This window comes from Maribacter aquivivus (assembly GCF_900142175.1).
Classification (GTDB): domain Bacteria; phylum Bacteroidota; class Bacteroidia; order Flavobacteriales; family Flavobacteriaceae; genus Maribacter; species Maribacter aquivivus.
This window is the reverse complement of record NZ_FQZX01000001.1, coordinates 925,659-949,286: the sequence shown is the minus strand read 5'-3', so window position 1 is coordinate 949,286 and position 23,628 is coordinate 925,659. Positions and strand designations below refer to the sequence as shown.

General features: G+C 31.7%; 22 protein-coding genes and 1 pseudogene. 7 read left to right on the top strand and 16 right to left on the bottom strand.

Going from position 1 to position 23,628, the window contains the following annotated elements; genetic code table 11:
• Positions 1 to 8: 8 nt before the first annotated feature.
• The 6 genes and pseudogenes from BUC31_RS04065 to BUC31_RS04045 all read left to right on the top strand — a co-directional run bounded on the left by BUC31_RS04065 (position 9) and on the right by BUC31_RS04045 (position 6,124).
• Entirely contained in the window at positions 9 to 1,433 is a 1,425-nt protein-coding gene (locus tag BUC31_RS04065) for a SusD/RagB family nutrient-binding outer membrane lipoprotein (RefSeq protein ID WP_073241489.1), read from the top strand.
• 32 nt (positions 1,434 to 1,465) lie between these two features.
• Positions 1,466 to 2,806, top strand: a complete 1,341-nt coding sequence (locus BUC31_RS04060) for an SLC5/6 family protein (protein ID WP_073241487.1) — start codon at positions 1,466 to 1,468, stop codon at positions 2,804 to 2,806.
• Positions 2,791 to 3,411, top strand: a pseudogene (locus BUC31_RS04055) (metallophosphoesterase family protein); the annotation flags it as partial. The gene BUC31_RS04060 and the pseudogene BUC31_RS04055, both read left to right, overlap by 16 nt.
• Before the next feature lie 249 nt (positions 3,412 to 3,660).
• Positions 3,661 to 3,996 (top strand): arsenosugar biosynthesis-associated peroxidase-like protein, encoded by a 336-nt coding sequence (locus BUC31_RS19875; protein WP_084134996.1) that lies wholly within the window; start codon positions 3,661 to 3,663, stop codon positions 3,994 to 3,996.
• Positions 3,997 to 4,178: 182 nt separating this feature from the next.
• Positions 4,179 to 5,234 carry an arsenosugar biosynthesis radical SAM (seleno)protein ArsS gene (gene arsS, locus BUC31_RS04050; RefSeq protein ID WP_073241483.1) on the top strand — a complete coding sequence of 352 codons (1,056 nt, stop codon included), beginning with the start codon at positions 4,179 to 4,181 and terminating at the stop codon, positions 5,232 to 5,234.
• Between the two features lie 272 nt (positions 5,235 to 5,506).
• Entirely contained in the window at positions 5,507 to 6,124 is a 618-nt protein-coding gene (locus BUC31_RS04045; protein ID WP_073241481.1) for a TetR/AcrR family transcriptional regulator, read from the top strand.
• On the opposite strand, the gene BUC31_RS04040 is transcribed toward BUC31_RS04045, so the two are convergent.
• The 3 genes from BUC31_RS04040 to BUC31_RS04030 are packed head-to-tail and all read right to left on the bottom strand — an operon-like array spanning position 6,121 to position 8,623.
• Positions 6,121 to 7,173, bottom strand: a complete 1,053-nt coding sequence (locus BUC31_RS04040) for a glycosyltransferase family 9 protein (RefSeq protein WP_317614938.1) — start codon at positions 7,171 to 7,173, stop codon at positions 6,121 to 6,123. The genes BUC31_RS04045 and BUC31_RS04040 overlap by 4 nt on opposite strands.
• Positions 7,160 to 7,762, bottom strand: coding sequence for a DUF4254 domain-containing protein (locus BUC31_RS04035; RefSeq protein WP_073241477.1), 603 nt, complete (start codon positions 7,760 to 7,762; stop codon positions 7,160 to 7,162). The genes BUC31_RS04040 and BUC31_RS04035 overlap by 14 nt, the downstream gene beginning before the upstream one ends.
• Positions 7,763 to 7,801: 39 nt before the next feature.
• Entirely contained in the window at positions 7,802 to 8,623 is an 822-nt protein-coding gene (locus BUC31_RS04030) for a hypothetical protein (protein ID WP_396627738.1), read from the bottom strand.
• Positions 8,624 to 8,771: 148 nt separating this feature from the next.
• On the opposite strand from BUC31_RS04030, the gene BUC31_RS04025 reads away from it, so the two are divergent.
• Entirely contained in the window at positions 8,772 to 8,993 is a 222-nt protein-coding gene (locus BUC31_RS04025) for a DUF6341 family protein (RefSeq protein ID WP_073241473.1), read from the top strand.
• Positions 8,994 to 9,051: 58 nt separating this feature from the next.
• Here the strand turns inward: BUC31_RS04025 and purD are convergent, their stop codons facing one another.
• Genes purD through rfbB form a run of 13 tightly spaced genes read right to left on the bottom strand, consistent with a single transcriptional unit; the run spans position 9,052 to position 23,625 of the window.
• Positions 9,052 to 10,323 (bottom strand): phosphoribosylamine--glycine ligase, encoded by a 1,272-nt coding sequence (purD, locus tag BUC31_RS04020; protein ID WP_073241471.1) that lies wholly within the window; start codon positions 10,321 to 10,323, stop codon positions 9,052 to 9,054.
• Between the two features lie 42 nt (positions 10,324 to 10,365).
• A complete protein-coding gene (locus tag BUC31_RS04015) occupies positions 10,366 to 11,343 on the bottom strand; it encodes a UDP-glucuronic acid decarboxylase family protein (RefSeq protein ID WP_073241469.1) in 978 nt (325 codons plus the stop codon).
• Positions 11,344 to 11,356: 13 nt separating this feature from the next.
• Positions 11,357 to 12,721 carry an exopolysaccharide biosynthesis polyprenyl glycosylphosphotransferase gene (locus tag BUC31_RS04010; RefSeq protein ID WP_073241467.1) on the bottom strand — a complete coding sequence of 455 codons (1,365 nt, stop codon included), beginning with the start codon at positions 12,719 to 12,721 and terminating at the stop codon, positions 11,357 to 11,359.
• A gap of 26 nt (positions 12,722 to 12,747) precedes the next feature.
• Entirely contained in the window at positions 12,748 to 13,884 is a 1,137-nt protein-coding gene (locus BUC31_RS04005) for an O-antigen ligase family protein (RefSeq protein WP_139251888.1), read from the bottom strand.
• Positions 13,881 to 14,966, bottom strand: coding sequence for a glycosyltransferase (locus BUC31_RS03995; RefSeq protein ID WP_073241461.1), 1,086 nt, complete (start codon positions 14,964 to 14,966; stop codon positions 13,881 to 13,883). Before BUC31_RS03995 ends, BUC31_RS04005 begins: the two co-directional genes overlap by 4 nt.
• The gene (locus tag BUC31_RS03990) at positions 14,963 to 16,063 is read right to left on the bottom strand and encodes a glycosyltransferase (protein ID WP_073241459.1); all 1,101 of its coding nucleotides are present in this window, start codon (positions 16,061 to 16,063) and stop codon (positions 14,963 to 14,965) included. Before BUC31_RS03990 ends, BUC31_RS03995 begins: the two co-directional genes overlap by 4 nt.
• Entirely contained in the window at positions 16,060 to 17,091 is a 1,032-nt protein-coding gene (locus tag BUC31_RS03985; protein ID WP_073241457.1) for an EpsG family protein, read from the bottom strand. Before BUC31_RS03985 ends, BUC31_RS03990 begins: the two co-directional genes overlap by 4 nt.
• Before the next feature lie 11 nt (positions 17,092 to 17,102).
• A complete protein-coding gene (locus BUC31_RS03980; RefSeq protein WP_084134938.1) occupies positions 17,103 to 18,188 on the bottom strand; it encodes a glycosyltransferase in 1,086 nt (361 codons plus the stop codon).
• 5 nt (positions 18,189 to 18,193) lie between these two features.
• On the bottom strand, positions 18,194 to 20,410 hold the full coding sequence (locus BUC31_RS19870) for an ATP-grasp fold amidoligase family protein (RefSeq protein ID WP_084134937.1): 2,217 nt from the start codon (positions 20,408 to 20,410) through the stop codon (positions 18,194 to 18,196).
• Positions 20,411 to 20,446: 36 nt separating this feature from the next.
• Complete coding sequence (gene rfbD / locus BUC31_RS03965; RefSeq protein ID WP_073241455.1) at positions 20,447 to 21,217, bottom strand: dTDP-4-dehydrorhamnose reductase; 771 nt, start codon at positions 21,215 to 21,217, stop codon at positions 20,447 to 20,449.
• Positions 21,217 to 21,759 carry a dTDP-4-dehydrorhamnose 3,5-epimerase gene (rfbC, locus tag BUC31_RS03960; protein ID WP_073241453.1) on the bottom strand — a complete coding sequence of 181 codons (543 nt, stop codon included), beginning with the start codon at positions 21,757 to 21,759 and terminating at the stop codon, positions 21,217 to 21,219. The genes rfbD and rfbC overlap by 1 nt, the downstream gene beginning before the upstream one ends.
• Complete coding sequence (gene rfbA / locus BUC31_RS03955; protein WP_073241451.1) at positions 21,756 to 22,616, bottom strand: glucose-1-phosphate thymidylyltransferase RfbA; 861 nt, start codon at positions 22,614 to 22,616, stop codon at positions 21,756 to 21,758. The genes rfbC and rfbA overlap by 4 nt, the downstream gene beginning before the upstream one ends.
• 4 nt (positions 22,617 to 22,620) lie before the next feature.
• Positions 22,621 to 23,625, bottom strand: a complete 1,005-nt coding sequence (rfbB, locus tag BUC31_RS03950) for a dTDP-glucose 4,6-dehydratase (protein WP_073241449.1) — start codon at positions 23,623 to 23,625, stop codon at positions 22,621 to 22,623.
• Between the last annotated feature and the right edge of the window lie 3 nt (positions 23,626 to 23,628).

Here is a 23,628-nt window from a genome sequence, read left to right as displayed (position 1 = left end):
AAAAAAAGATGAAACATATATATAGCATTCTAATCTTATTATTGGTCGTTGGCTGCACAAAAGATTTTGAAGAAATTAATACGAATACCAATGATCCTGTAGCGGTACAACCCAGTCTATTGTTAAGACAAGTTATCTATGATTTTGGTGAACAAATGTCATATGAAGGTTTTACTGCAGGCAATCTGTTAGGTCAATATAGTACGGCTCTCGATTTCAACTTATTCGATCGTCATGATTTGAAATCTCCACAATTAGGTGGAAATCCGTGGCCTATATTCTATCAGAACTTACGAGACAACGAAATTATATTGAATCTATCTCAAGAGAATACTGCTTATACTGTCTATGAAGGCCCGGCAAGAATTATGAAAGCGTATATGGCAGCTGGCTTAACAGATTTATTTGGTGACGTTCCTTATTCCGAAGCATTTAAGGGAGATACAGAAACCGTGACTCCCGTTTACGATTCTCAAGAATCTATTTATATGGATGAAGGTGGCATATTTGATAATCTCGATAAAGGTATTGCTGCGCTTGAGAGCTACACAGGTACTATTGCCTTAGAAGGTGATATTTTATTTAATGGCGATTTGGATGGATGGATCCGTTTTGCAAATTCATTGAAGATTAAATATTTAATGCGTGTATCAAACAAAATAGATATCGCTTCACAATTACAGGCAATAGCCACTGATGGTAATTTTATTGACGAAAATAGTGAAAATGCCATTTTCAATTTTACCGATGGCGAGCCAAATAGTTTTAGACTGGCACAACTTAGGGTTGGTGATTTTAATAATTACGTGCTTTCTGAAACTATGGATGAAATTTTGACAAGTTTAAACGACCCACGTATTAGCCGTATGTACAAACCATTTGCAAATAGTACAGATGACGGTTACAATGGACTATTAAATGGAATTGATGCCTCTGCCGGAGTTTCCTTAGCTGATTATTCTTTGTTAGGAACAATTTTTAGAGAGAATACAGGGTTATTAGACGCCAATTTCATGACAAGCATGGAAACAAATTTCCTATTGGCTGAAGCTGCACAAAAAGGGCTTATAACAGCCGATACAGAAATGTTGTATAACACAGGAGTTACTCAAGCTTTTGATTACTGGCAAGTAGACCTACCTGCGGATTATTTAACGGTTGATGCTGCACTGGACGATGGTAACCCATTAGAAAATATCATCACTCAGAAATGGATTGCCAATAGCATAAACGGTTATGAAGGTTGGGTAGAATATAGAAGAACCGGTTTCCCTCAATTGAAAACGATATCGGCTAGTTTAAATAACAATTTAATTCCGATTCGCATGCCCTATCCTTCTGAAGAAGAAGCTTTAAATAGTGTCAATTATACCAATGCTTCAAACAATACGGAGGGCAATAGTATAAATGTACCTGTTTGGTGGGATGAGTAAAAATTAAGGGGTTAAGAAAAAATAGAACAATTATGACTGAAGTGAAAATTTGGCAATGGGGATTAATAATAGCATCAAGTTTGGTGTTGTTTTTCCTTTCCCCATGGGCAAAAGACACTAACCAGTTTTTTAAGGCAGTCCAGAAAAAGAAAGCACCCAATACTTTTATGTTAATGGGTAGCTTGATCATATCTTGGATTTTTGCAAAGAGTATTACAAATGCCGCTAATTTAGGCTTGGATTTCGGTATTGTTGGTGGAGTGGCTTATGCTGGATATTATTTATCTTTTGCAGTTGCGGGTATCGTCATTTATAAAATGAGGTTACATGGTAAATACACCAGTATACATCATTTTCTATCGTCTAAGTTTGGTAAAACAGCAGTTACAATCTTTTCTATACTAATAGCATTTCGGTTATTTAATGAAGTATGGAGTAACACCATGGTTATTGGTTCTTATTTTGGGGATATGGGTACCAGTGCCTACTATTGGTCAATATTAGTGTTTACAGCTTTGACTCTGGCTTATGTTCTAAAAGGAGGTATGAGTAGTTCAATTTTTACCGATGTTGTCCAAATGGGGCTATTTTCTATACTTTTAGCGGTAATATTGTTCACAATTTTTGGAAAGGAAACAGATTTATCTGTTACAGAAGTTGCAAATACTGGTATTTGGTCATTTGAAACAGGTCTTAATTTACTGTTCGCAGCACTACTACAATCCTTCAGCTATCCCTTTCATGATCCGGTATTAACGGATAGAGGATTTATCAGTAGTCCAAAAGTTACACTAAAGAGTTTTTTATGGGCTAGCGTATTGGGTGCTATTTGTATAATTCTATTTAGTATTATTGGTGTTTACGCGCAAACTCAAGGTATGCAGGGGCAGGCAGCCGTACAAGTTGGAAAGGCTTTTGGAACAATCATATTATTGGTTATAAATTTCATTATGATCACTTCCGCAGCCTCTACATTAGATTCCACATTTTCGTCTTTCTCTAAACTATTGGCTCTTGACTTAAACTTAGGAAACACTTTAAAATTCGGACGTTGGTCTATGGCTGCTATTGCAGTGTTAGGTACAATTCCTGTTTTTTTAGATGCAGAAATATTGTCCGCCACCACTATTAGCGGAACTATGGTCATAGGCTTGACACCTATTTTTATATTTTGGAAAGACAAAGCACCTAAAATCAGTTTTCATTTAAGTGTTTTTGTCGGATTGTTATTTGGCTTCCTTTTAATTTTTAATTGGTTTCCAGAAAATATGATATTTACTACTGGCAAATACGCCAGTTTACTCTGGATTAATTTTTGGGGCATCATCTGTTGCCTATTCGTTTATATAATACCTACATGGATAAAGAAATAAAACATATTGGTGTAAAGGAAGGAAAGCTTTTGCTTTTTGGAGGGGTTTATAGCAACCTACAAGCATTGGAAAAATTAATTTCTATTGCTCAGGAGGCTGGGGTAAAACCAGAGAACTGTATAAGTACCGGCGATTTAACCGGTTACTGTGCGCAACCTGAAGAAACTATTCAATTGTTTCAAAAATGGGGTGCATTAAGCATTGCAGGTAACGTAGAACTACAACTAGCTAGTGACAGTGAAGACTGTGGATGTGATTTTAAAAGTGGTAGCCGTTGCGATGATTTTTCAAAAATGTGGTTTCCGTATACGAAAGGACATTTATCGCAACAATCTTTAGATTGGATGAAAGAAATACCAGAGTACATCAGTTTTGATTATGCTGGTAAAAAAGTAACCGTAGTCCATGGAAACTATGGAAATACTTCTGAATTCGTATTCAAGTCAAATGCCACCGAAAGTAAAGAACGCTGTTTTAATGAGACTAAAAGTGATATCATCATAGCAGGTCATTGCGGTCTACCATTTCATCAATCTATAAAAGATAAGCAATGGCTAAACCCTGGCGTAATTGGTATGCCAGCAAATGATGGTACAACTAGAGTTTGGTATATGCTTTTGGATGCGATTGATGGCGAAGTAAACTTCACACATCAATCATTTGAATACGATGCCGAAACAGCACAAAAATTAATGTACAAAAATCATTTACCCGAAGCTTATGGAGACACCCTTACTTCTGGCATTTGGGATAACATGGAAATTCTTCCAGAAATAGAAAAAATGGGGCAGGGAATTCCGATTCATTTTAACCAAGAACAAAAAGATTCAATAAAACCAAAAACACAAAAAAAGATGGCAAATACGTACTACGACCCAGCAGATTTAAGAAAATTCAGAAAAATTACCGAGTGGAGCGAAGAATTAGGAACAAAATTTTTCGATTATTATGGTAAGGTTTTCGAAGAAGGCGCACTAAGTGCTAGAGAAAAGTCTCTAATTGCTTTAGCTGTATCTCATGTTGTTAAATGTCCGTACTGTATTGATGCCTATACCAAAGACGGATTACAAAAGGGAATAACAAAAGAAGAAATGATGGAGGCTGTACATGTTGGGGCTGCAATTGAAAGTGGAGCAACATTGGTTCATGGTGTACAAATGATGAATAAGTATAATAAATTGTCCATGTAGTTTGGTTGATAGTTGTTCGTTGTCGGTTGTTAGTTATTTTCTACATCGCCTTAGAACAATTTTGATATTAAAGAAGAAATAGAAATTGCTATCTATTAAAAGGAAATTAAAATAGGTTGAATTGTTTTTAGGTTCGTAATAAAACGAACAACAGACAACCATCAACCAACAACAAAAAAAGAATGGCTACAAAATCATTAAAAGCGAAAGGAAACGATTTAGCAGTTTCCAATAAGCAATTAGAAATACTAAACGGAGGAATCTTTGCTGATGGCGAATTGCCTTATTTTAAGGACAAAATTGCCGAGATAGGACATTTTCCTTTACGTCCAAAAAAGTTGGAAATTTTGCAAATTAATGTAGGCTACATGTGTAATCAAGTTTGCGAACATTGCCATGTAGATGCTGGTCCCGATCGTAAAGAGATTATGACTCGTGAAACTATGCAACAATGCTTAGAGGTCATAAAAAATACAGGAGCTCACACTTTAGATTTAACTGGTGGAGCACCAGAAATGAATCCTGATTTTGAATGGTTTGTAGAAGAAGCTGCTAAAGCCGGAATCAAAGATTTTATTGTTCGTTCTAACTTAACTATTATAAGGGCAAACAAGAAATACTATCACTTACCAGATTTCTTTAAAAAACATAATGTTCATGTTATTTCTTCAATGCCACATTATACCCGCGGTAAAACGGATAAACAAAGAGGAGACGGAGTTTTTGATAAGTCGATAAAGGCATTGCAAGAATTGAATGAAAGAGGTTATGGTATGCCAGGTAGCGATTTAAAGTTGGATTTGGTTTACAACCCATCAGGTGCATATTTACCAGGTGACCAAGTAGCAATGGAAAAAGATTTCAAAAAAGCCCTAAAGGAAGATTTTGATATTCAGTTTCATAGTCTTTTTGCTATTACCAACTTACCTATTGCACGTTTCTTAGATTATTTGATAGCCTCAGAGAATTATGAAGATTATATGTATGCGCTGGTTGAAGCATATAACCCCTCTGCCGTAGCAAATGTAATGTGTACCAATACTATTTCCATTAGTTGGGACGGATGGTTGTATGATTGTGATTTTAACCAAATGCTAGACTTAAAAGTAGCTAGCAAGGTAAAACACATTAAAGACTACAATGAAGATTTATTAAACGATAGAAATATTATTATTTCACAACATTGTTATGGCTGTACAGCAGGTGCGGGTAGTAGTTGCCAGGGGACTGTTGCTTAATACAATCTGAGATAAAATTTAAGAACCGTTTGATGATTTACATTGAACGGTTTTTTGTTTTAAACCAACTTATTATATAATAAATCGACTAAATAATCCGCTTACAAAACTGACCACTTAGTTTGTTAAACACAACAAAAAAAGTGTTCTACATCGATTTAATGGTCGTTTATCGAAAAAAAATGCATCTAACCTATAAATACTGAGTTAGTTTAACAATCTGGCGTTCTATAAAAAGACCACATGGTCGGATTTACCCAAATCTAAATATTATGAACAAGAGCCTTAAGCGCATGGCAACCATGCAACGTTTACAGAACACCGGATTAGAATTGTTTTACGCCCAAGGGTATTACGAAACTAGTATAGATGATATTCTTAAAAAATTAGACCTTTCTAAGGGGGCTTTTTACTATCATTTCGATTCTAAAGAAGACTTCTTCATTCAAATAATTCAAAATTTATTGGCACGTAAAATCTATAGTACTTTAATAGAGCCTATAGAAGGGCATGAGAACCCATTAACATTAATAACGAAATGTTTTGATGATGCTATGGAAACTGCAGTGCATAATGAAATGGATTACGGGTGTATTTTAAGTAATTTCTTAACTGAATTCAATGGTAAGAATGAAGTTATTATGCGTCACTTAAATGAAATTGTTACCGTTTGGGAGGTAAATTTAATAACTACATTACAAAAAGGTAAATTCAATGGCTATTTAGACCGTCATGTAGATTGTGAAGCTGCAGCTACTTTTATAATGAGTTCTTATTTCGGAGTAAGAACCTTAATGACAAGTGCAGCACCTGCTTCTAAAAAATATAGATTTATGTCTCAACTACGTCAATACTTTAAAAGTATAGAAGCTAAGCCCGTAAATTATTAATCCGGAGTTTTTAAAATTTCACTTATTTTCTGGATGATTGTTTCTGGTAATATGGTTTCCATGACCTTATCATAACCATCTGGGTATTTATTACCATAAATAGAAGTTGGTATTGCAGGATATTTTTTTCTGTCGGATAAAAGGGAATAATGCCTCGGCTGATTAAAAGGTGAGAAACCAGCATATGGATGCGTAACACCCCAAATTGTTACAGTTGGCACGCCAAACATAGCAGCTAAATGAGCATTTCCACTATCCATCGCTAGCATCAATTGCAGGTTAGAAATTAAACCTAATTCATCTGAGAATGATAATTTGCCTGCTGCATTAAAGCAATTGTTAAACTGAGTTTCCCATGTTGTCAAAACCTCAATCTCTTTTTTCCCTCCTCCAAATAATACAATTTGATAATTATTTGTAGAATTCAACATGGCTATTACCTCTTCCATCAATGGTAGTGGATACATTTTTCCACTAAACGCTGCAAACGGGGCAATACCAATAAGCATCTTTCCTTCAAAATTAATTAAGTGTTTTGCTGAATCAGGAATTAGTCTTTTAGATAAGGTTTCCATCTCACTTATAGCAATAGGATACCCAAGCTTACCAAAAACCTCAGCATAGCGCTCAAAAGTAGTCGGCAAAGGGCTAAAAGATGTTCGATCCGGATTAACCAAAGCTTTCTTAGCAGCCCTTCCCTTATCCACTTGAATAAAAGGAATTGTTGATAGTTTAAAAAACTGTTTTAGAACAGTACTACGTAGCACGTTATGCAAATCTGCAACTACATCGATCTGTAACGTCTTCAATTCCTTATATAATTTCCAAAGTCCTAAAAAGCCTTTATGTCTTCCTTTTACATCAGCTTTAAAAACGGAGACATTTGGGATATTTTCAAATATAGGTGCTGTAAATTCTTTTGTTAAAACCGTGATCTTTACCTTAGGATATTTTTTTAAAACCCCTAAAAGAACCGGAACAGTCATAGCGACATCTCCCATAGCGGAAAGTCGTATTACCAATATGTGAACAGTTTTATTTGTTGCCACGAAGGATGGGGTTTAGTTCCTCATCATTATACATCTTCATTTGCTTATATACTTTCATATACTTGGTACCCCTTTCAATATCTGCAAGTAGTTGGTCTATAGCTACAAAAAGGTCGTTTTTCTGCTCAAGCAAGATTTCGAGTTTAACTTGGCATTTTTCTCTATGCTCTAAAGAAGCATCTGCTCTAGTAGCCTCTTCATTCATATGATAAATTTTCAGCGCTAAAATAGACAGGCGATCAATTGCCCAAGCAGGGCTCTCCGTATTAATAGTAGCATCTGCCTTAACATCTACCGATTGGTATTTATTAAGAAAATAACTATCAATGAACTCCACCAAGTCAGTTCTGTCCTGATTACTTGCATCTATTTTACGTTTTAAAACTAAGGCGTCGTCAGGGTTGATATCCGGATTTCTAATAATATCCTCATAATGCCATTGAACGGTATCAATCCAGTTTTTGCGATATAGCAAGTGCTCTATATCTTCTTTTGAATAAGGATTATGAAAACTTTGATAGACATCATCCTCTACGTGATATTTATCAATACTGGTATTAAATATATTAAATGCGAATTCGCTAAACATATGAGCCTTTTTTACAAAGATAAAGTTTAAAGGATAAACCTAAAGCTTCACAACAAAAACTATAATGGGTATTAAAATACTAGAAACCAGAATTAATTCTAGAAACTTAGGTTTCTTAATAGATTCTAAATAATTGACAATAAAAATTACCGAAGGAAAAAAGGTGATCATCACGGCGTTGTTATTTTCTGAAGTAACCAGCACATTAACCACCAAACCTATAACAAAAGAAAACGCAATAAGTCTCATAACAATTACCTTACCCACACCCGACTTGCTCAAATGAACAAAGGCAGAAAAAGCAAGAGCCATGTTGAACAAGGCATACAATGTCATTTTTAAGCTAGTCCACCATTTAATAGGGAATATAGCGTCATAATGGATTGCAAAATCATAATGCTCTAGAATAAAATTAGGCTTGTCAAGCAATACTAATATACCGTATAGTATCATAAAAAAGCAGAAGCCAACGGATATGATTACCAACCAGTTTCGTATGTTTTTTGGTTCATATATATATATTGCCGCAAAAACTAAAAGTAAATAAAGCAAAGCCCATTCATAAAAAACACTTGAAATGCAAATCCAGAGTGAGGCGTCAAAAATCTTAAGCTTAATATTCTTTAAAGACTTAATACTTAACAACCGTCTCATGGCCAGCAATAGAAAAAAACTGGTAAAAATGGCATTATTATCACCCAAGGTCTCAGGAAAAACCACAAAAAGCAGGGTGAAAAACAAAATTGCAAAAGAATTTGTACTGGTAAGCTTGTTACGCTTAACAACAAAGTCAACAATAAAAACACTGAACAATAAAATGGTCAAAATACCGATTGACGGAGCAATTTCTACATTGCTCATCGATAAATCAAAGAGGTAAAATTGGACTGACCAGTAGAAAAGAAACAAAAAAACCAGAAGAATGATGAAATTCACCGGTTTTGTTTTCTCAAAAATGCTTGAAATCATCTAAGCTTTTTATATTTTTGCTGGTAAATATAGTAATAAGATGAAATCATTTTTTGAAGGTATCGCAGATTTGTTCGTAAATGTACTATTTGCACCATTAGATTTTTTACGTTTTGCAGATAGTTGGGCTTTAGCAAATATCTTAAACTGGATATTTATGTTGATAGGTTCTGTAGCATTTGTGTATTGGATGCTTCAATTGAAGAAATATAATGATAATGGTGAAGAGGATAAGTCTAGTACTTCTCACTCTTACTTATAATATCAAATTAAATCAGTTATCAGTTTTTAAAGATTAAAAACTGATAACTGATTATTTATTAAAGATCGAAACCTAGATCTTTTCTATAATTAATTCCTTCAAAGGAAAGCTTCTCTACATTTTTATACGATTGCGCCAGTGCCGATTTAAAATCAGTACCAAAAGAAGTAATTGCCATTACCCTACCACCATTAGTAACTACTTTACCATCTTTAAGTATAGTACCTGCGTGAAATACCAGTGATTCAGTAATAGAATCAATTCCAGTGATCTCTTTTCCTTTTTCGTATGAACCAGGGTAACCACCAGAGACAGTCATAACCGTGGTAGCTGTTCTATCATCAAGCAGCAAATCTATTTTAGACAATTTCTGATCAGCCACAGCTTGTAGCAGTTCTACAAGATCATTTTGAATACGCGGTAAAACAACTTCAGTTTCAGGATCACCCATTCTAACGTTGTATTCAATAACCTTAGGATCATCACCAACTTTTATGAGTCCGATAAAAATAAAACCTTTATAAGGCATATTATCGTTTTTAAGACCTTCTACCGTAGGTTTCACAATTCGCTGCTCAATCTTATCCATAAAGGTCTTACTTGCGAAGGGAACCGGCGAAATAGCTCCCATACCGCCAGTATTGAGTCCGGTATCACCCTCACCTATTCTTTTATAATCTTTTGCTGTTGGTAGCACTTTGTAACTATCACCATCGGTTAGCACAAAAACACTTAGTTCAATACCATCAAGAAACTCTTCAATAACAACAGTTTCACTAGCTGCACCAAACTTTTGATCAACTAACATTGATTTTAGCTCAACTTTGGCTTCGGTTAAGTCATTTAGAATAACTACACCTTTACCAGCAGCCAATCCGTCAGCTTTTAAAACGAACGGAGGATTTAGTTCTTCCAAAAATTTAAATCCGTCTTCAACAGTCTCAGCCGTAAAACTTTTATACTGAGCGGTAGGTATTTCATGACGCATCATAAATTCTTTCGCAAACTCCTTACTACCTTCTAAAGTAGCCGCTAATTTCTCAGGACCGATAACAGCCACATTTTTTAATTCTTGGTCACCTATAAAAAAATCATGAATTCCATTTACCAACGGATCTTCTGGGCCAACCATTACAAGTTCAATATTCTCCTTTAAAACTAATTTCTTAATAGCTTCAAAATCATTTACACCAATTGGTATGTTTGTTGCGATTTTTTCTGTACCAGCATTTCCTGGTGCCACAAATAGTTTTGATAGTTTATTACTTTGTACTAATTTCCAAGCAAAAGTATGCTCACGACCACCTGATCCTAGAATTAAAATATTCATTTTGTCAATTTTTGCAAAAATACTTCTTGCTCTTTTAATTTTCTATTTAGTAGAGAAATCTCTATGCTCTTTCTTCTGTAAATCCTCTTTAGACAACGATTTGAAATAATCGTATACGATTTTTAATCCTTCTGCCCTATCTACTTTTGGTTCCCAGCCCAGAATTTCCTTCGCTTTTGTAATATCGGGTTGACGTTGTGTAGGATCATCTTGCGGTAGAGGCTTGTAAATCACTTTTTGTTTGGTACCTGTTAAAGCAATAATCTCTTCTGCAAATTCTTTAATAGTAGTTTCATGCGGATTACCAATATTAACCGGATCTGTATAATCACTAAATAGCAATCGGTATATTCCTTCTACTTGATCATCGATATAACAGAATGACCTACTTTGAGAACCATCTCCGAATACGGTTAAATCTTCGCCTCGTAGCGCTTGCCCCATAAATGCAGGTACCACCCGTCCATCATTTAAACGCATTCTAGGACCATAGGTATTAAATATACGAACGATACGAGTATCTAATCCATGATGTCTATGATATGCCATTGTAATGGACTCCATGAAGCGCTTAGCTTCATCATATACACCGCGAGGACCAATAGGGTTTACATTACCAAAATATTCCTCATTTTGAGGATGAACCAATGGATCACCATAAACTTCGGAAGTTGAGGCAACCAAAATTCTTGAACCTTTTTCTTTTGCCAAACCTAAAAGGTTTAGCGTACCTAAGGAACCAACTTTCAAAGTTTTGATAGGAATTTTTAAATAATCAATAGGACTTGCCGGAGAAGCAAAATGTAAAATATAATCAAGTTTACCAGATACATGTACAAATTTTGTTATATCATGGTGATGAAATTCAAAATTTGGATGTGAAAACAAGTGAGATATATTATTTAAATCTCCTGTAATAAGGTTATCCATTCCAATTACATGGAAATCTTCAGCAATAAATCTGTCGCAAAGGTGAGAACCTAAAAAACCAGCAGCTCCCGTAATTAATATTTTTTTCATTTATTCAAAATCTTTATACTCCTCTAGAGAATAAAACCGTAGTTACAGTTTTAAAAATTATTCTTAAATCGAGAGTGATAGAACGATTCTTAATATAATATAAATCATACTCTAATTTTTTAATAGAATCTTCAAGATTCTCCCCATATTTATATTTCACTTGCGCCCAACCTGTTATACCAGGTTTTATTAAATGTCTAGTTCCGTAAAAAGGTACTAGAGAATTTAATTGATTAACAAATACTTTGCGTTCTGGTCTAGGACCTATGAATTGCATATCACCTTTAATCACCGAAATGATTTGTGGTAGTTCATCAATTCTAAATATCCTTAAAATTCTACCGAATGGGGTTATTCTTGTATCATTTTTAACGGCCATTTTAGCACCTTCTTTTTCTGCATTAACGACCATAGATCTAAACTTATAAATTTTAAACTCATTACCGTGAAGACCTACACGCTTTTGAGTATAAAATAATGGTCCTTTGTTAAAAAAAAGATTTAACACATAAACAAAAGGGATACATATAACCAAAGTGATTCCAACAAAAAGAGAAAGAATTAGATTTACAAAAAAACTAAATATTGTATGCAAATATCTTATTTTCCTATTTCTTAACTGTAAAATTTCATAAAAACTATCATTATGAGATTGTATAGGCAGTGCTTCATAGGTGTTCTCATAAAACGATGTATATGATATAACCTCTTTCCCTTTAAGAATAGATCTTAAAAGTATTTTTTCTAAATCATCTGGAAAATCACTATAATTTTTAATATTTACAATCCATGAATCAACTTTTTCAGTAGCAACCAAAAACTTTTTTCTTATCTCAGTATGTTGATTAAGATTATAAGTTAATTTGACTTTATAAAATGTTTCTACATCCTCACCGTCAATAGAAGAAGTTACTTCTCTAAAATGTTTTTCTGTTTCCTTATCATAAATTAATAATACATTCCTCGTAGTCGGTATAACTCTAAAAACATTTACAAAAAACAATCTCCATAGAGCTATTTCTATTGGTGTAAGTATAAGGAAAACTAATAGAGGTATTCTCCAAAAACTAGTATCAAAAAATAATACAGAAAATATAAAAACTATAAAAACAAATAATGCAGTTATATATAAGGCTTGGGATACTACGTACTTTCTTTTTAAAGTTCTTTGTAGATTATACAAGTCTAAAATATAAGAAAGCGTTAGAAAAGAGAATACACCAAATAAAGTAACTATCACCTTTAGCTTGAACGATATAAATTCAATATCAATTGCATTATTTACAAAAACATTTAGACTGGCAATAATTATTACCAAATCTCCTACTAATAGTATAAATTTTCGCTCTATTGAATTTAAAATGGAAGGATTTGGCATAACACTGAAAGTAAAAGATTCGCAATTTATATTAAATTTTTGCGATTACCCGTATTGATAAAGAAAACCGTAAAAAAAACAAAAAAGAAAAGTCCTCTTTGCATATATAAAAAATCTTCTATCAAGCAAAGACCAAGAACCAAAATTAAAAAATATTGAAAAATTAAATTACCACTCTTAAAAGCAATAAAGATTAAATATCCTAACAAACAAAATAGTATAATCAGACCTAACAACCCATTTGATAAAAGTTCTTTTAAAAATGAATTATGAGGTATTAATACCGTTTTTACTTCATTTATTACTACAGTATAATTTAATATATTCTTCTCTCCTATACCAAATAATAAATTATCCTCTATTATTTCTAAAGACTTATTGAAAAACACTGTCCTATCAAAATATGATTTTGTTAAAGATTTAAAAATCCATTCTTTAACAAGAAAAAAACCTAATCCAATTGATAAAAATAAAGGTAAAATCAGTATTCTGTAATATTTTAATAACAACAAAGTGTTTATGACTAAAAACAAGCCCATTGTTAATTTTGAACCAAGAAAAAAAATAGCACATAACTCTAATAAGAAAATAAATCCGAAACCAATTTTATCCTGTATGTTTCGACCCTTAATATATTGATTCAAGACGAATACCGAAGACAAAACAATATAAGAGCCTATATAAGTTCTATGGTAAGTACCGGGAAAATTATTTTCTATTGCCCAAAATAAATAATTATCAATCTGAACAGTATATCGAGGGTGGGTGTATATAAAATAAAAATAGTAAAATATGCAATATATAATATAACATAAAACACCAAACGTAAACACCTTAAGTATAGAATACTGTAAAGTTTTAAGTTTAAATTTCAGCTTAATGTTAAATACTATTAAAGGCAAAACTGCACAAATTATCTTTACATCATTAACTATGGTATTATCAAAGAAGCTTCTTCCAGAGAAAAACGACGACAATAAGTCAGAACTAAAAAATAAAAAAAAAGCTAAAGACAAAAAATCAACACTAATTGGTTTTTTAAATAAAACAAGACCGTTTATTATTAATATAGCTGCTGCTAAGGATGATACTATTAATGGTAATGGCAATGGTAAAATAAATGCAAAAATATAAAATCCGAAAAAATCTTTATCTAATTTCATAAGTTATCATAGATATCCAATAATTCGGCCATAATTTGTGAATTAGAAAAATGAGTGGCAACTCTTTCTCTAGCATTTATTCCCATTTGAATAACTAATTCCTTGTCAAAAGATAATTTATCTATAGCTTCGGTTAGCTCTAATATATTAGAAGGTTCAACTGTTATTCCAGTTACATTATCTAAACTCACATAAGGCACCCCTGTAGGCAAATTAGTATTTATAATTGGCTTACCATAAGACATGGCTTCAAGTTGTATAATACCGAAAGCTTCACTCGCAGCTATAGATGGAAATACAAAAAAAAGAGAATTTTGCAAAAAACTTTGCTTTTCGTTCTCATTTACAAATCGATTAATAAATTTAATCTTTTTACTTGTGCTTCGTTGAGTAGCCAATATTAATTCGACTATTCTTTTATCGCCATCACCTATAATTAATAACTCTTTATCCGTTTCAGTTTTTAAAAAGGCATCTAAAAGTATATCAATACCTTTATAGTATGATAGTCTTCCCAAACAAAGGATATATTCACCTAAAGGGTATTCTTTATTTTCAAAATCGAAGTCAATACCTAATGGCAATATGCGAACCTTATTAGAATACTGCTTCAAAACCGCAGAAAAATCAAGTAAATTTGGCGATGTAGTAGTAATAATAGATGCCTTTTTACATAGAAACGATTGAAAGTATTCAACAAAACGTTTTAATGATTTTTGTTTAATTATATCACTGTGCCAAGTAACAATAATTTTATTCTTTTCATTTAAAAATAAAGACAAAATTGAAGCTAATGGAAAAGGTTCATGAAAATGAAAAGCATCAAATTTTCTATAATATTTAAAAAAATAGTAAAAAAAAGAAAGCGAAATAGGCATAGACATAAAGGTTCCAAAAGATGAACATCTAATTACTTCAATTCCATTAATATTTTCCTCAACCGTATTAAGGCAAAATTCTTTATGAACACATAAGACTTTAACTGTATGATAATCCTTTAATGCTTGAGCATATTGATTCACAACAGTTTCAACTCCACCGATATCAGGATAAAAATATTTATTTACTTGTAAAATTTTCAATCCTTTTTAGAATATAGTTTTATTAATTTACTTACGTGCGAATTAATAGAATATGTGTTCATTTGATTTAAGTTATTCTCTAAAATCTCTAATTGCTCCTTTGAACCTAATTGATTAATACATAAACTGAGTTTTTCAACTAACCCGCCAATATCTTTCTTCAAAAACAAATAACCTGTTTGACCATCTTTTATTAAATCGATATTGCCATTGCAGTCTGAGGCAACAACAGGAACCTTACTTAAGCCAGCCTCAATAATTGAAGTTGGTAACCCTTCAGATAATGACGTTGACAAATATATATCAAAATTATTCACATAATTACCAGCCCCTTGTATATCGCCCCATAAATAAATTTGATCTTTACTAGATAATGTTTTTATAACGTTGTCGACTTCATTTTTATATGATTCGTCACCGGTAAGAAAACCTCCCATTATATGAAGAGCAGCCTCAGTATTTTTTAATAGCTCAAAACTTTTCACCATTGTAATAATATCCTTGACCTCATCTATTCTTGATAAGCTTACAATATTAATTTTATACCTATCTACCTCCATTAGTATATTCCTAGGTAATGAACTTTGTGTAATTTCCACGCCATTTCCTATTACCTCTACTTTTTCTGCCTTAACACCAGTAATCTTTAAATAAAAATCTTTTTCAGAAGGGCTCACAGCAACGGCTTTTACATAAAACAAAGAGAATATTTTTTCAAAATAAATATGAAATTTATGTTTGATACCCATATATTTTATGTGAAAACCTCTAAAAGTGTAAAATATTTTCTTTCTATAAAATATGAATAATAAAAAAGCATATAGCGCGCCACCTTTTCCGTTAGCATGAATAATATCTGGGTTAATCTTTCTAACAATCCTAAGTAATTTTACAAATGATTTCAATTTAAAACTAGTCAAATCAACATCGAAACTTTCTTCTGTCTCATGAACGTATTCTGCAAATAGTTGATCATCAACCTTATAAGCTGCCGCATAATTAAAAACTTTATCTCTGCTCCCTTTTATGAACCTTAGTACATTCACAGGAGCCCCTCCTATTTTATAAGCCGGAAATAAATGAAGTACCTTTTTCATTGAAAAAATTCTAAGTTCGCGTAGTAGTATTTGTAATTTTTAAGTGCTAACAATAATGCAGCCAAAAGAAATAATACGATTCTAGTGCCCATTTTAGAATTTTTAATTAAAAATGCAAACAAAATTCCTTCAACAGCAATAAAATAATATGTGATTCTAATCATGTATGAAAAGCTATTGAGGAAAAAATTGAGAGCAACCCCAAGAATAAATAAATTAAGTAGAAAGGAGTATATGGGGTTGTTAATCCTTTTTTTCTCAACTACAAAAATAACGGAAATAAATATATACCATAATTGAATTGGTGAAAATCCAACTCTTTCCATTTTTGAAGCATAATTTAATAGTTTAGAGAAAATAAATTCACCCCAAAAAAAACTGAATTTGACAGCAAATTGGAATACTTCTACCAAGGATATAAAAACAAATAAAAATGATATACCTAATAACAACAATAAGGTATTTCTTTTTATTTTCAAGTCATAAAGCCACCAAGTCGGTATTAAAATAATTGCTGAAACATGAAACGTAGCAGCTAAAAATATAAATCCGAAAAACAATTTTTGTTTTTTTTCAATAATAAAATAAAGAGAAAAAAGGCCTACCCCTAATGCCATAGCTTGCCTAATCTGGTTTGCTTCAAGTGACAAAAAATATGTTCCAAATAATATAAATACACTAATTATTGGCAATGGGGACAATTTCTGAATGGCTTTAAATTTTATACCGACCGATATTACAGCAATACAGAAAAAATAAAAAACCTCATTATCGTAAAGTTTTTTAATTAAAGTAGAAAGATATAAAAAGCCTAAATCTAAACCATCGTATCCTTTTACTTTGTGTCCAATATCATTGAAAAATGATAAATAATTTTCAGTATCAATACCATCGGCACCCCTAAAAGTCAATACCAAAACAACAGGAACAAATATGGTTAAAAATAAACTCCATATTTTTTTAACTAATATGGTTTGAAGAAAAGAAATCGTAAAAAAATAAATATATAGAACAACATAATATATCATTAAAAAATAATTTACATATTTAATATTAGATCTTGATATTTATTTACAATAGAACGTATTCCATATCTTTCGTTTATCTCTTTACTTATTAATTTTTGAGATAAATCCCTAGAAGAAAATTCCTTACAGGTCCTTTCAAAAACCTCGCTATCCTCCAAGTTAATAATATTGCCAAACAGAGGTTTATCTATAATTTCGTTAATACCCCCTTTATATGCATTGGCTATTACGGGCACATTACAAATAAGCGATTCTAAAACCACATTAGGGAAGCCCTCAAATCTAGAACTTGATATAAAAATTGTGGCTTTAGCAATATATTTATACGGATTACCTCTAAAGCCAAGAAGCGATACATGTTCCTCGATATTTAATTCTTTAATCAAATCGATTAAATCATCTTTTAATTTTCCTTTCCCTATTATAGAAATATGATACTTATTCTTATCTTTAAATTTAGCAAATGATTTTAAAAGTATATCATATCCCTTTTGGTGCGTTAAACTACCAACAGATATTAAATTGATTTTATTGATAGGAAGTAGTTCATCATTAGTTTGCATTAAAGCTTGAATATGTTCTAAATCTACCGGGTTATTAATTTTAACTATTTGACCTTTTCTAAAATTATGAACAAGATTTCTCAAATCTACCTCCATATCATTACTCTGAACAATAATTTTATCAAAGTTTTTATAAAAGAGTTTATAAAATAGCAAGGTGATTTTATTATGATTACTCATGCTCACTATATTTGATTCTCTCCCAATTATCTTAACATTATTGGGAATCATAAAAGAAACAGCAGATAATAAAGCATTTAAATGACCCAGTGTAGATAGAACAATTTCAGGTTGTTCTTTACGAAGATACTTTATGATAGGATAAATGGAATAACGAACTCTTGACACTCCTAAGTCGTGAATCTCTATAGTTGGATCACTTTCTATTTGTGACAAAAACTCACCTTCTTTTTTTAAAAGGCATAAAACAACTTTAAATTTGTCCTTGTCAAAATATTTGCACAAATTCATAAAAACCCTCTCAGAGCCACCACCACCAAGTGAAGGGAGTAAAAACACCACTCTTATCTTCATAAGTTTTAAGCTATAGTATTATGGTCTGGCAATGTTACCATATCGCCAAGTTTATAGTCCCATTCTTTTGGAATAATAGGCCTAAACCCAGAATCATGGTTAAAGGTTATTTCTCCAAAATAAACTTTCTTATTGTCTAAAGAATAAAAATCAACTCTAACGTACGGGAATTCTTTGCTTAATACTGTGGCAAATTTCAACATAGTATCTAAAGTTAAAGGACGTGGAATCTCTTTGTCATTTGGTAGAGTTTCCCCTCCACTTTTTAATTTAGTAGACCAATGAAATTCTGTTCTTTCCCAATTAGTATTATACCAATTTCTAGAATGATTTTCCCTACCTCTATCTACATCCAGCTGAATATATTTTGGAACTCCTTTAAAGCAATGAATCTTATAATCTTCTGGTATATTTCCTTCCTTTGTTATTAATAATTTTTCTACTAATATTTTTGGCGGTATATTTTTATACTGCCATTCCTTAGATTTATAATAAAAATTTGATTTTAGGCTTTTAGAGAAAAAATTTCTCAAAGCATTCCAATCACCAACGTCATTTTTATCCTTTATGATCTTATAACTACCAGAATCATGATTCGTTTTAATTATAAATGGTTCATTAGGTAAATTGTCAAAATTTATATCTTGAATGTCCTCTGTTACCATAATTAACGGCACCAAATATTCTTTACCTATTTTCTCTGCCACATAATCCCTGACTGCAATTTTATCTGCGCAAATTGTATGTAGTGGAGTTCTATGATATAATTTTAACCATTGAATTTTTTCATTTAACGTTTTAGGATTTTCCAGGTTCAAATCATAACCCATTCTTCTCTTAAAGCGATTTTCTGTAAAAGATTTCTCACTGACTATACGATGCCTATATAAATCAAACAAATAAACTATAGGTTTTGCTAAGTGACTATAAGAACCTCCTCCATAATAATATTTTCCTAATTTTGATCTAATGCCCATGGATATAAGATTGTATTTTCTTGCTAAATAATATCGATATAAAAACTCAAAAATATAAACAATAAAGACTACAAGAACAATATACTTAAAAGTTATTTGGTTGAAGAAGTACAATAATAATATCAAAACTACATAAAGCCCTGATGACATTACCATCGAATGAAAAAGAAGTTTAAATTTATCGAAAACAATAAAACAATTTCTAGCTAAGAAAACAGATAAGGTAAGGAATAGAGAACTAAACAGGAATATTCTAATTTCATTTTCATTTAGTATTTCATTAACATTCAAGAAATGAAAAATATCGGTTAGAAAAATTTGTGTCACTAAAACCATGACCAAAACGAAAAGGAAGCTGTAAAAAGCAATTTTCTTTACAAAACCCATATTTAAGTCTTTAGCCACTTTTGGGTATATAGCTCCATTTATTGCTTCAATAGGCTGTGTAATAAATGAAATTAGTTTTATGGAAATATCATAAAGTGCAACTTCTTGCATTCCTAAAAAGTATCCCACAATAAATACATTAAAGCGATCTTTGATAGAGATAACGAACGTAGATGCAAAAAGGTAAAAACTACTCTTTACGTAATAATAGTAACGACTAAAACTATAAAACCTAAAGTTTACCTTTTTATAATTGAACATTACTACAAGACCAATAATACCACCTATAAATGCTCCTACACCAAAGAAAATAGGCACATTTAAAAAATCAGAAGCGCTTTTAATAGTCAAAAACATTAAAATAACAAAGACTATTTTAACTGAAACATTTATAATAACTATATATTTCATTTCTTCCACTCCTTGAAAAAACCATTTAGGGAATAGAATAAAATTAAAATTTAAGGCATAAAATAAAAGATACAATGTTTCATCTCCTTCAAAGAATGAAACATTCATAACCACAATTGCATAAATAGCGAAAACAAGGATGCCAAGGAAGATTCTAAGCGGCACTATACATGAAACTATTTCCGACAATTTTATAGCATTATTCCTATAAATTGAAACTTCTTTTACCGCAAATCTATCGAAGCCGAAATCTATGAATAAGGATAAGTAAAGTGCTAACGATTGCGCCAAAACTATTTTTCCCCATAGTTCTAATCCAAACAAATCAATTAAAAAGGGGTAGATGATAACCGGAAAAAACACATTAAAAACCTGTAATAATGTTAAATAAGAAAAATTTTGGACAATGTTATTATACTTGCCTAGTAGCAGCTTGAACTTTTCCATTAATTAAAATTTTTCGAAAAAACCTTATATTCAAAATCAATCAAGCCTGCTATTTTTTGGTCTTGGCGCAAGATAAGTTGATTTATCATTATGAATTATAACTTTATTTGAAAGGTTTTCTGTTTTTATAATCTTTTCTGCAAATTCAAACCATGTCATTTCAACCTGATCTGTAAAATGATATAAATTTGAATCAAGATCATCTAATATAACTAGTTGATTAATAAATTTAGCAAGGTTTAAAGCATTTGTTGGATAACCAACTTGAGTATTAGAAATTTTTAGAGTATGATTGACCTTGGCAATATTTAAAATTGTTGTATAAAAATTTTTTCCAAATTCAGAGTACAACCAAGAGGTTCTTATGATAATATAGTCAACCATTAACTTTTGGATATATTTCTCACCCATTAATTTAGATTTTCCGTATTCATTTATGGGGTTCGGTATATCATCGGTGGTATATGGCTCATTTTTTTCACCGTCAAAAATATAATCTGTAGAAATATGAATTAGACTAACTTTATGTTTTTTACAGGCAAAAGCTAGGTTTTTGACGCCTTCTGCATTAACCATAAATGCTATATCTGGTGTTTTTTCGGCTTGTTCAACATCGGTATATGCAGCACAATTAATACAATAGTCAAAATCAACGAGATTAAAGGTTTTTTTAATTGATAAAGCTTCTGTAATATCTAAATCATTAGAATTCTTGAAAGTAAATTCCAAATTTTTATACAGCTGAGAAATTTTCTGTAAACACTGTCCTAGCTGACCATTTGCCCCAGTAACTAAAACCTTCTTCATTACGTTAGTTCTTTGAAAGTTGGCAAAATCAAATCTTTTTCTGAAACTATAAATTCTGATGAGGTATACCCCCAATCTATAGCTAAGTCGGAATCATTATACAAAATTCCGGATTCCATATTTTGATTATAATAATTATCACATAAATACGTAAATACAACTTCATTTGAAATTGATAAAAATCCATGAGCCATACCTTTTGGTATGAAAATACTTGTAAAATTCTGGTCAGATAAATTAATTTTTACATGATGACCATAAGTTAAACTTTCTGGTCTTATATCTACTATCACATCAAGCACTTCTCCTTTCTGAACTGAAATTAATTTTGCTTGAGCAGCTTCCCCTGTTTGAAAATGCAACCCCCTTAAAACCCCCTTTTTAGAGATAGATTTGTTCTCTTGCACGAAATCAATTTTAAATCCTAGATGTTGCTCTAATTCCTTTTTTTTAAAAATTTCAAAGAACGACCCTCTACTATCTTTAAAAATTTTAGGTTGTAAAATAAAACATCCCCTTAATTTAGTTTCGGTAATTATCATTTAATTAAGTTCATTAAATATTCTCCGTACCCACTTTTTAATAGAGGTTCTGCAAGCGCCTTTAATTGTTCTGTATCAATATAACCTTGTGTAAAGGCAACTTCTTCTATACAACCAATTTTTAAGCCCTGTCGTTCCTCAATTACCTGCACAAATTGTGATGCTTGCATTAATGAACTAAATGTGCCTGTATCTAACCAGGCAATACCCTTATCCAAAACACTTACCTGAAGTTTACCTAGTTCTAAATATGCTTTATTAACATCAGTAATCTCTAGTTCGTTCCGTTTACTAGGCTTTATACTTTCGGCAATACTAACAACCTCATTATCATAAAAATAAATACCAGGTATTGCAAAATTAGACTTTGGCATTTCTGGTTTTTCAACTATTGAGATAGCCTTGCCTGTCTCATCAAATTCTACGACACCGTACCTTTTAGGGTTGTTAACATGATATCCATATATGATTCCACCTTTAGGCTTATAATTCTCTTTTAATAACTGCTCTAATCCATTACCGTAGAATATATTATCTCCTAAAATTAAAGCAACCCTACTATTACCAATAAACTTCTTGCCAATAATAAATGCTTCAGCCAATCCCTTTGGTTCTGACTGAATAGCATATTCAAATCTACACCCTAATTGATTTCCATTAGATAATAACTTTTTAAATAACGGTAAATCTTCAGGAGTTGTAATAATTAATATTTCCCGAATACCCGACATCATTAAAGTAGCCAAAGGGTAGTATATCATTGGCTTGTCGTAAATAGGCATCAACTGCTTGCTCAACGCTTTTGTTAATGGCCACAAACGAGATCCAGTACCCCCTGCTAGTATAATTCCTTTCATTTTTTTAAGATTGATATTTATTTAAATACCAGTCAACTGTCTTTTCTAAACCAGATTCAAAATTTTCAAAAGCTTTCCACCCCAACTGATTCGAAATTTTTGAAGAATCAATTGCATACCTAAAATCATGCCCAAGTCGATCTTGAACAAACTCAATTTGATTTAAATAACTCCCTTTCACATTTGGAATTTTTGAATCTAAAATTTCGCAAAGCTTCGTAGCTATGGTTAAATTATCATATTCATTATTTCCACCTAAAAGGTAAGTTTCACCAGGAACACCTTGCATATAAATTTTATCAATCCCTATACAATGATCTTTTACAAATAACCAATCTCTAATATTCTTTCCGTTACCATAAATTGGGATACTCATACCTTGGATAGCAGACCTTATTATCGTAGGAATTAATTTTTCATCGTGCTGCTTTGGTCCATAATTATTAGAACAATTAGAAGTTACTACATTCATTCCATATGTATGATGATAGCTTCTAACTAAAAAATCGGATGAGGCTTTAGATGCGCTGTATGGGCTATTTGGCTGGTAATTCGAATGTTCAGTAAAATAGCCTTCTTTCGGCAACGATCCATAAACTTCATCTGTAGAAATATGATGAAATCTATACTCTTTTTCTTTCCAATGTTTTCTAGCGACTTCTAGTAGGTTAAAAGTACCTTCTATATTCGTTTTAATGAATGGACTTGGAGAATCTATAGAATTATCAACATGAGATTCTGCTGCAAAGTTAATAACACCATTTATATTAAAATCTTCAAATAATTTATTGATTAAGGGATAATCACATATGTCCCCTTTTATAAAGGTATAATTTGAATGAGTATTAATCTCATCTAAATTATTAAGATTGCCCGCATAGGTTATCTTATCTAAATTAACCACTTTAACATTAGGGTTTTTTTCCAAAAAATATGGAATAAAATTACTGCCAATGAAACCGGCTCCACCAGTAATTAGAACTCTACCATTAGTTAGGAGCTCAGGCATAAT

Bases quoted from the DNA above. Each gene is read 5' to 3' on its own strand.
- BUC31_RS04045 (WP_073241481.1), top strand. From the start codon at position 5,507: ATGAACAAGAGCCTTAAGCGCATGGCAACCATGCAACGTTTACAGAAC.
- BUC31_RS03980 (WP_084134938.1), bottom strand. From the start codon at position 18,188: ATGAAGATAAGAGTGGTGTTTTTACTCCCTTCACTTGGTGGTGGTGGC.
- BUC31_RS04065 (WP_073241489.1), top strand. From the start codon at position 9: ATGAAACATATATATAGCATTCTAATCTTATTATTGGTCGTTGGCTGC.
- BUC31_RS04060 (WP_073241487.1), top strand. From the start codon at position 1,466: ATGACTGAAGTGAAAATTTGGCAATGGGGATTAATAATAGCATCAAGT.
- BUC31_RS19870 (WP_084134937.1), bottom strand. From the start codon at position 20,410: ATGGAAAAGTTCAAGCTGCTACTAGGCAAGTATAATAACATTGTCCAA.
- BUC31_RS03985 (WP_073241457.1), bottom strand. From the start codon at position 17,091: ATGATATATTATGTTGTTCTATATATTTATTTTTTTACGATTTCTTTT.
- rfbA (WP_073241451.1), bottom strand. From the start codon at position 22,616: ATGAAAGGAATTATACTAGCAGGGGGTACTGGATCTCGTTTGTGGCCA.
- BUC31_RS19875 (WP_084134996.1), top strand. From the start codon at position 3,661: ATGGCAAATACGTACTACGACCCAGCAGATTTAAGAAAATTCAGAAAA.
- BUC31_RS04005 (WP_139251888.1), bottom strand. From the start codon at position 13,884: ATGAAATTAGATAAAGATTTTTTCGGATTTTATATTTTTGCATTTATT.
- BUC31_RS04010 (WP_073241467.1), bottom strand. From the start codon at position 12,721: ATGCCAAATCCTTCCATTTTAAATTCAATAGAGCGAAAATTTATACTA.
- BUC31_RS04015 (WP_073241469.1), bottom strand. From the start codon at position 11,343: ATGAAAAAAATATTAATTACGGGAGCTGCTGGTTTTTTAGGTTCTCAC.
- rfbC (WP_073241453.1), bottom strand. From the start codon at position 21,759: ATGATAATTACCGAAACTAAATTAAGGGGATGTTTTATTTTACAACCT.
- purD (WP_073241471.1), bottom strand. From the start codon at position 10,323: ATGAATATTTTAATTCTAGGATCAGGTGGTCGTGAGCATACTTTTGCT.
- rfbB (WP_073241449.1), bottom strand. From the start codon at position 23,625: ATGCCTGAGCTCCTAACTAATGGTAGAGTTCTAATTACTGGTGGAGCC.
- BUC31_RS03990 (WP_073241459.1), bottom strand. From the start codon at position 16,063: ATGAAAAAGGTACTTCATTTATTTCCGGCTTATAAAATAGGAGGGGCT.
- BUC31_RS04030 (WP_396627738.1), bottom strand. From the start codon at position 8,623: ATGAGCAATGTAGAAATTGCTCCGTCAATCGGTATTTTGACCATTTTA.
- BUC31_RS04025 (WP_073241473.1), top strand. From the start codon at position 8,772: ATGAAATCATTTTTTGAAGGTATCGCAGATTTGTTCGTAAATGTACTA.
- BUC31_RS04035 (WP_073241477.1), bottom strand. From the start codon at position 7,762: ATGTTTAGCGAATTCGCATTTAATATATTTAATACCAGTATTGATAAA.
- arsS (WP_073241483.1), top strand. From the start codon at position 4,179: ATGGCTACAAAATCATTAAAAGCGAAAGGAAACGATTTAGCAGTTTCC.
- rfbD (WP_073241455.1), bottom strand. From the start codon at position 21,217: ATGAAGAAGGTTTTAGTTACTGGGGCAAATGGTCAGCTAGGACAGTGT.